6 protein-coding genes and 1 tRNA gene are annotated in these 7,355 nt (G+C 39.3%); 4 read left to right on the plus strand and 3 right to left on the minus strand.

The features are described 5' to 3' along the window. The first annotated feature begins 148 nt into the window (after positions 1-148). The 3 genes from BFU02S_RS13850 (at position 149) to BFU02S_RS16510 (ending at position 1,108) form a co-directional block, all read left to right on the plus strand. Complete coding sequence (locus tag BFU02S_RS13850) at positions 149-502, plus strand: YuzC family spore coat inner layer protein (protein ID WP_084361133.1); 354 nt, start codon at positions 149-151, stop codon at positions 500-502. 179 nt (positions 503-681) lie between these two features. Next, positions 682-774: a YjcZ family sporulation protein gene (locus BFU02S_RS16505; protein ID WP_084361134.1), complete on the plus strand. Its 93-nt coding sequence runs from the start codon at positions 682-684 to the stop codon at positions 772-774. Positions 775-835: 61 nt separating this feature from the next. Then, positions 836-1,108 (plus strand): tyrosine-type recombinase/integrase, encoded by a 273-nt coding sequence (locus tag BFU02S_RS16510; RefSeq protein ID WP_235842075.1) that lies wholly within the window; start codon positions 836-838, stop codon positions 1,106-1,108. 50 nt (positions 1,109-1,158) lie between these two features. Here the strand turns inward: BFU02S_RS16510 and mutL are convergent, their stop codons facing one another. Further along, positions 1,159-3,111 (minus strand): DNA mismatch repair endonuclease MutL, encoded by a 1,953-nt coding sequence (gene mutL / locus BFU02S_RS13855; RefSeq protein WP_066371780.1) that lies wholly within the window; start codon positions 3,109-3,111, stop codon positions 1,159-1,161. Positions 3,112-3,132: 21 nt separating this feature from the next. Further along, the gene (gene mutS / locus BFU02S_RS13860) at positions 3,133-5,727 is read right to left on the minus strand and encodes a DNA mismatch repair protein MutS (protein WP_174520346.1); all 2,595 of its coding nucleotides are present in this window, start codon (positions 5,725-5,727) and stop codon (positions 3,133-3,135) included. A 197-nt stretch (positions 5,728-5,924) separates the two neighbouring features. Between mutS and BFU02S_RS13865 the strand changes: the two genes are divergently transcribed. Continuing rightward, positions 5,925-5,998, plus strand: a tRNA-Arg gene (locus BFU02S_RS13865). A gap of 75 nt (positions 5,999-6,073) precedes the next feature. On the opposite strand, the gene BFU02S_RS13870 is transcribed toward BFU02S_RS13865, so the two are convergent. After that, positions 6,074-7,189, minus strand: coding sequence for a polysaccharide deacetylase family protein (locus tag BFU02S_RS13870; protein WP_066371782.1), 1,116 nt, complete (start codon positions 7,187-7,189; stop codon positions 6,074-6,076). Between the last annotated feature and the right edge of the window lie 166 nt (positions 7,190-7,355).

Below are 7,355 nucleotides of genomic sequence, written 5' to 3' on the forward strand. Positions count from 1 at the left end.
CAGCCCCTTTTTCCTTACATTGCTTCAGAATTTGACTCCTTTTTTCCTCATATGTTCATAGAGCGTATTGACAACTACCTATACTTCGAATCACCATAAATTTAATTAAAACATAATGTATTGTATTGATTAAAAGAGGAGTGATATCATGTATTATCACTATCCAAATACTCAATTTCCTATAAATAGACAATACCCTCCAGTAAGCACCGCAACCTTTGAGCATTCTGTAGCAGTCTTTCAAAAAACTGTTGTTGAAGCTAGCACTATACTAAGAAAGTTTGCCGATTCCCTATTCGCACATAGGTTAATTTCAGCAGCTCAAACTGGAAATCAACAAGAAGTTGACCGTTTAATTAAATCTATAGGAGTAAGCACACCTGTTATCACTAAATTCACTCCAGATGGTGTTTTGCTGACAATTCATACTCAAGCTCAAGGTTCGCAATGTTGTACTTTAACGATGTACCTTAGATGGGGAAACTTCAATCGTCCGTATTAAGGACGATTTTTTTATTTATCGAATACTATTCCTCCGTTAAAAAACACTAATGCTGTACTTTATCTTCAAAGCATCCAACGATAAAATTACTTTTCTGATATAATTCCATGCTTGTCCATTTCAAAGAGGACTAGCTTTGCATAGCATGTACTAATCTTAGTAAAAAGGTGGTGAAGCATATGTGCTATAGCTCTGGAATGGGAAGCGGTTTTGTTTTAATCGTTGTTCTTTTTATCCTGTTAATTATTGTCGGTACATCCTACGCTTACTAATTTTTTATTAGGGCCAGCCTACGAAGAAAAATCGATAGCCTCTCGAACGAGTTTTTGAAGCGTGACAACGCTTCTTTTTTTCTTAGACGGCATAAAAAGTACAAATAATCTAGTTATGCCGTCTAAGAAAATAACAAATCTGCACCATATTTTCCCACATGATTTGCGTCACACACACGCTATCAGGATGTTGGAAAGTGGTGCAGATATTAAGATGGTCAGTGATCGTTTGGGACACAATTCAATTGATATGACCGCCAACGTATATCTTCATATTACCAAAAAACATGAAGAAGCAAGCATATTAAAATTAGAAGCTTACTTAACAAATTAGTAAGTGAGCAAATGGTAGGCAAAAGCAAATTACGAATTGATGGAACGTTGCTACATCACGCGTTTAAACATCTTCTCCATGTCATATATGGAAAAATGTACAATAATCGGCCGTCCGTGCGGACAAGTAAATGGATCGGATGCTTTCCGTAAATCATCAAGTAATCTTTGAATCTCGTCATTGCGCAGGTGACGGTTGGCTTTAATTGAGGCTTTGCAACTCATCATAATTGCTGCTTCTTCACGTAATTTTTTAATATCAACTTTCTTCATTTCCAAAAGCTGCTCGATCATCTCTTCAATAATTTCTTTTTCCTTATCTTTAGGGAACCATTGCGGATGGGATCGAATGATAAAGCTGTTCAAGCCAAAATCTTCAAGAAATACCCCAACCTTTTCTAACTCAGTCCGGTATTCATTTATTTTCACAAAATCATCTGTTGAATACTCTAACGTTATGGGTACAAGCAGTTCCTGAAGTTCCGCTGTCACCTGTCCGACTTTTTCACGAAAATATTCATATTTAAGCCGTTCCTGGGCAGCATGCTGGTCAATGATATATAGACCATTTTCATTTTGAGCAAAAATATAGGTTCCGTGCATCTGCCCGATCGGATACATCCTTGGTACGCGGCTTTGATCATTTATGTTGTCTTTATTATCTGTTTCCGGCACATCACGGCTAGTATCCTGCGAATGGGCAAATGGGTTGACAGATTCCCATTCTTCATCCGGAGGTATCGGGATATTTTCCTCTGGAAAACTAGAAATACTAGCAGATTCCTGCATTTCTTCATAGTGCTCATGGACCATATCCGCCAATGACGGCTTCCGCTTGCTTTCTTTCAGCTCATTTGATAAAGAGGGCAACCAATTGCAATTTTCATTATCCCTATAGAACGGCTTAGAGCTGTTTTTTTCCACATAAACAGGTAATGTTCCTTCATCAAGCGGCAAAACCGTCTGTTCCGGCTTGGGAATATCTTTTTTTACAGCAAAGCCTGCTGTTGGAATTAGGACTTTTTCTTTAAATGTATCTCTGATGATCGTTGTTACCAGCTCATTTAATTCTGCTTCTTTACTGAAACGAACCTCCATTTTGGATGGATGAACATTCACATCGACTAATAATGGGTCCATCTCAACATGAAGGAGAACAATCGGATACCTGCCAATCGGGAGCAAAGTGTGGTACCCTTCCTGAATCGCTTTAGCTAGCAAATAGTTTTTAATAAAGCGGCCATTGATCATGGTTGAAATATAATTACGTGAAGCCCTGGTTACTTCCGGCATCGAGGCAAATCCACTAATTTGATAATCAAGAGAGCTTCCGGTTAACGGAACGAGCTTTTTCGCAATCGCCATTCCATAAATGGCGGCAAGAACCTGTCTAACATCACCATTTCCACTTGTCTGCAGCAGCTTCCTTTCATTGTGAATCAACCGGAAAGCCACATCCGGGTGAGCAAGAGCCAGCCGGTTGACCACATCGGTAATATTTCCAAGTTCAGTGTGGATCGTTTTCATATATTTTAAGCGAGCAGGGGTATTGTAAAAAAGATCTGTAACCGTAATATCCGTCCCCCGCCTGCTAGATGCTTTTTCAAAAGAAATCACCTTTCCGCCTTCAATCACAACAAGGTTTCCGGCTCCTTCTCCAGTTGAAGTCTTCATTTCCAGGCGTGAAACAGATGCAATACTTGGCAATGCCTCACCGCGAAATCCTAATGTTCTGATGCGGAACAAATCATTTTCATCTTTAATTTTTGATGTCGCATGGCGCTGAAACGCTTTTAATACATCATCCTCTTCAATTCCGCTTCCATTATCAGTAATTCGGATTTTTGCAAGGCCAGCTTCTTCCAATTCAATTTCAATGACTGTACTGCCGGCGTCAATCGAATTCTCGACAAGTTCTTTCACTACCGAGGCGGGGCGTTCGACCACCTCTCCCGCCGCAATCTTATTGGAAAGAGCATCATCTAATTGAATGATTTTTCCCAAAGTACCGCCTCCTATTAAAACTTAACATTTCAATTTCTTCTGTAGCTCATACAGCAAATTGATCGCCTGAAGAGGTGTCACATCTAATAAATCAAGGCTTTTAATATGATCCAATACTTTTCTTTCTTTTGAAGAAGGTTCTTGCTTTTTGACAGATGCCGGTTCATCAAAGAATGAAAGCTGCGCACTTTCTTCTTTATTTGGAACCCGCTCCTCGGTCCAAACTTTCTCTATATCTTCAGGCTTTTCCAGTTTCGATAAAATTTCATTCGCTCTTGTGATCAGTTCATCTGGAAGTTCCGCTAGCTGTGCCACATGAATACCATAACTTTTATCAGCTGGTCCCTCTTTAACTTTATGAAGAAACACCACTTTGCCCTGCTGTTCTATTGCACTGACATGAACATTCTTTAATTGAGTTAACTCTTTTTCTAAAACCGTCAATTCATGATAGTGGGTAGAAAATAGTGTTTTCGCTCCAATTCGATTGTGAATGTATTCAATAATTGCTTGTGCCAGCGCCATTCCATCATAGGTAGAAGTTCCGCGGCCGATTTCATCAAATAAAATTAAACTGTTTTTTGTAGCATTGGCAATCGCGTTTTTTGCTTCAAGCATCTCCACCATGAACGTACTTTGTCCGGAAATTAAATCATCTGCCGCACCAATTCGGGTAAAAACTTGATCAAAAATCGGCAGAATTGCTTCTGAAGCCGGAACATAACAGCCGATTTGCGCCAAAATGGCCGTTAAGGCAATTTGCCTCATATACGTACTTTTACCCGACATATTCGGACCGGTAATTAAAAGCATTTCACGTTCATGATCCATAATGCAGTCATTAGGAACGTACTCTTGGGCATTCATGACTTTTTCAACGACTGGATGACGGCCGTCTTTTACCATAAGCCGGCGGTCTCGTGAAAATTGCGGTTTCACATAATGGCGATCCTCGCTGACCTGTGCAAAACATTGCAAGACATCAATCTCGCTAACGGCTTTTGCTAAACTTTGCAGGCGTGGGATATATTCTTTTACAATCTCGCGAATTTGCGTAAATAGTTCATATTCCAGTTCTCCAATTTTTTCTTCCGCTTGTAAAATTAACGCTTCTTTCTCTTTTAATTCAGGGGTAATAAAACGCTCTGCGTTTGTTAATGTCTGTTTCCTCTCATAACGTCCTTCTTCTAATAAATGAAGGTTCGCTCTAGTTACTTCAATATAATAGCCAAAAACACGGTTATAGCCAACCTTTAACGATTTAATGCCAGTCCGCTCCCGCTCTTCGCGCTCAAGCTGAGCAATCCAGTTTTTCCCGTTCCTGCTGGCATCACGGTATTGGTCTAATTCAGGGTTATAGCCATCACGAATAATATTTCCTTCCTTTAATGACAGCGGCGGATTCTCAACAATAGCTTGTTCCAATAAATCTGCGATCTCTTCACAAGGATCCATTTGATCTGCAATTTGCTTTACTGCTTCATGCCCTAAACCTTGCAGTGTTTGGATTAAAAATGGCACCTGCATAAGGGAATGCTTTAACTGGACCAAATCCCGAGCGTTGACATTGCCAAAGGCCACCCTCCCAGCTAAGCGTTCAAGGTCGTATACTTCGGTTAATTTTTCACGAATTTCTTGCCGTTCAAAATAGTGCTGCATAAGGACTTCAACAATCGTGTGACGATGTTCGATTGCGCTACGGTCAATTAGCGGCCGGTCAATCCAAGCTTTCAGCATTCTGCCCCCCATTGCAGTCATGGTCTCATCAAGCAGCCATAATAACGAACCTTTCTTTCCTTTAGAACGGATGGTTTCCGTTAATTCCAGATTTCGTTTTGAATAGTAATCTATTTTCATATATTGATGGATTTGATAAGTTGTCACAGGCTGAAGGTGATCGAGACTCCGTTTTTGTGAGCGGAATAAATAATGAAACAACCTTGCAACTGTTTGTTTTAATGGCTCCTGATCCAACCCATCCAAAAGGCGGGCAAAATTCATCTCTATTGAACTGTTATCTTCAAAAGAAATAACAAGTACGCCTCGTTCCCGCATTTTCTTTTGAAGCTCGGCAGAAAAGTTCGAGGCAACGACGACTTCTTTGACATTAAGTACTGACAGTTCATTTAATACTTCGTCAAAATTATGGGATAACAGGGTGACCTTACTTTCTCCTGTTGAGATATCATTGTAGGCCAAGCCAAAAACCTGATCGTCAAATGCGGTTACCGAAGCAATATAGTTGTTTTCTTTATCGGCTAACCCTTTTCCTTCCATCATCGTCCCCGGTGTAATCAGCTGAATCACTTCCCGCTTAACTACACCTTTTGCTGTTTTGGGATCCTCCACCTGCTCGCAAATGGCCACTTTGTAGCCTTTAGAGATGAGTTGTTCAATATAATTTGCAGCTGAATGGTAAGGTACACCGCACATCGGAATTCGTTCCTCCGCGCCTCCATCCCTGCTCGTTAACGTGATTTCTAATTCCTGTGATGCTTTAACAGCATCGTCAAAGAACATTTCATAAAAGTCGCCTAAACGAAAAAATAAAAAGGCATCTTGATAATCTGCCTTGACTTGTAAATATTGCTGTATCATCGGCGTATAAGCAGCCATAATTTCCTCCAAACAATAAACTTTCGAGTATCTTCGACAAACTATTATAACATAAAACATCTTCAAGGATTCTGACAGAATCCTTCTATATTTAGAAAATGGGCAAACACCCAAGTGGTATAAAAATTAGTTGACCATTCTTATCTTAATGATTATAATAAATAATGTTCTTCTTACTAATAATTGAATTTTCATTTGTCCCAGTAGCTCAGCAGGATAGAGCAACAGTTTCCTAAACTGTAGGTCGTAGGTTCGAATCCTATCTGGGACGCTTTCAAAACCCAAAAATTAAAGCTCCATTCCAGTGAAAGTCGATCCTTTTCATGGAAATGGAGCTTTAATATTGCTATCTAATCATTGTCGCAAATTCAGGAATAGTGGTAGTACTATGAATCGGGATTCGGTGCAACAAGAAAAGTTCATTTGACAAACCTCTTTCAACAAAGAGGCCATATTTGGTGGTAACTGCAAATTTGTAATATTTCTCTGTTTCCTCTACGACCTTATCATTAAAGTAGCCCATTGGATAGGCAAGAGCAATCACTGGTTTACCAGTAACTTGCTCAATTTTTTCTTTTGATAACTTTAACTCCTGTACATAATCTGTGACACTTCTTAAATCTGAATGGGACATGGTATGTGACTGAATAGAAAAAATACCGGAATTGACCATCTCCTTTATATCAGTGGAGGATAGAGAATACGAGCCTGAATCAATTCGTCCCGCAATGACAAACTCGGTGGCAGCCGGTTTAAACTTATGGTCCTCAAGCTTTTTCAATATCTTGAGAGCATTCATGTTATTCTTCATTCCGTCATCAAACGTTACAAAAATAGGCTTATTAACCTTATTAATATCACTAAAGCGTTCGAATGTTAATAGAGTGTAACCATTGTCCTTTAAATACTGCATTTGTCTCTCGAAATTTGCCGGGGAGACGAATAACAATTTCCACCCTTGGCCCCTATATTCATCAACGGCATGATACATAAGGATTGGAACTCTCTGCGGAAATATTACTACTGACTTGGACAGCAGCGTCTCCTTGCCACTGTTGTCAACACTGTATGCCTCAATTTGATATTCCCCGCGCTTTGATGCAAAGTCACGGGTATCCAATAAAATAGTAAAATGATCAGCAGGATTCACAGCAGGGAATATTTTCATCGTTTTCGAATCGTCCGCCGTTCGCCAAATATGATAATTGATCTTAGTTACAGTACTCTTTAGGTTTCCAACTGAAATGGATACTGTTGTTGACTGATAGGTGACCGGAGTTGAAAAAATTGTACCTCTAAGTTTTTTATTATTAAATGGGCGTTGTTCTTTTGTTTGGGGATTCCTATTTGCCAAAACTTCATGCCTATGATCTTTATAGACATACTCCGGAACAGTTAGCTTCCAGTCACAACCTGCCAAAAAAAGATAAAAAATCAAAGTTATAGTTATTAGCTTTCGCATCATTTTCTCCTAAAAATTGATCATCCAATCTTGATTTTCCTTTCTTATTTTGTGCAAATTCATTACAAAAATTCAAATGAGTATATTAATGACATCGTCTGACAGCCGAAGAGCAACTAATTAAGGTGCTTTCACTTTTCTCAGATTTCAAAGTAAAAAGGGGCTG

Origin of the sequence: Neobacillus fumarioli NBRC 102428 (assembly GCF_001591485.1) — a bacterium.
Lineage (GTDB): Bacteria > Bacillota > Bacilli > Bacillales > Cytobacillaceae > Neobacillus > Neobacillus fumarioli.

Coding starts and splice junctions, on each gene's coding strand:
- BFU02S_RS13850 (WP_084361133.1), top strand. CDS start 149: ATGTATTATCACTATCCAAATACTCAATTTCCTATAAATAGACAATAC.
- BFU02S_RS16505 (WP_084361134.1), top strand. CDS start 682: ATGTGCTATAGCTCTGGAATGGGAAGCGGTTTTGTTTTAATCGTTGTT.
- mutS (WP_174520346.1), bottom strand. CDS start 5,727: ATGGCTGCTTATACGCCGATGATACAGCAATATTTACAAGTCAAGGCA.
- BFU02S_RS13870 (WP_066371782.1), bottom strand. CDS start 7,189: ATGCGAAAGCTAATAACTATAACTTTGATTTTTTATCTTTTTTTGGCA.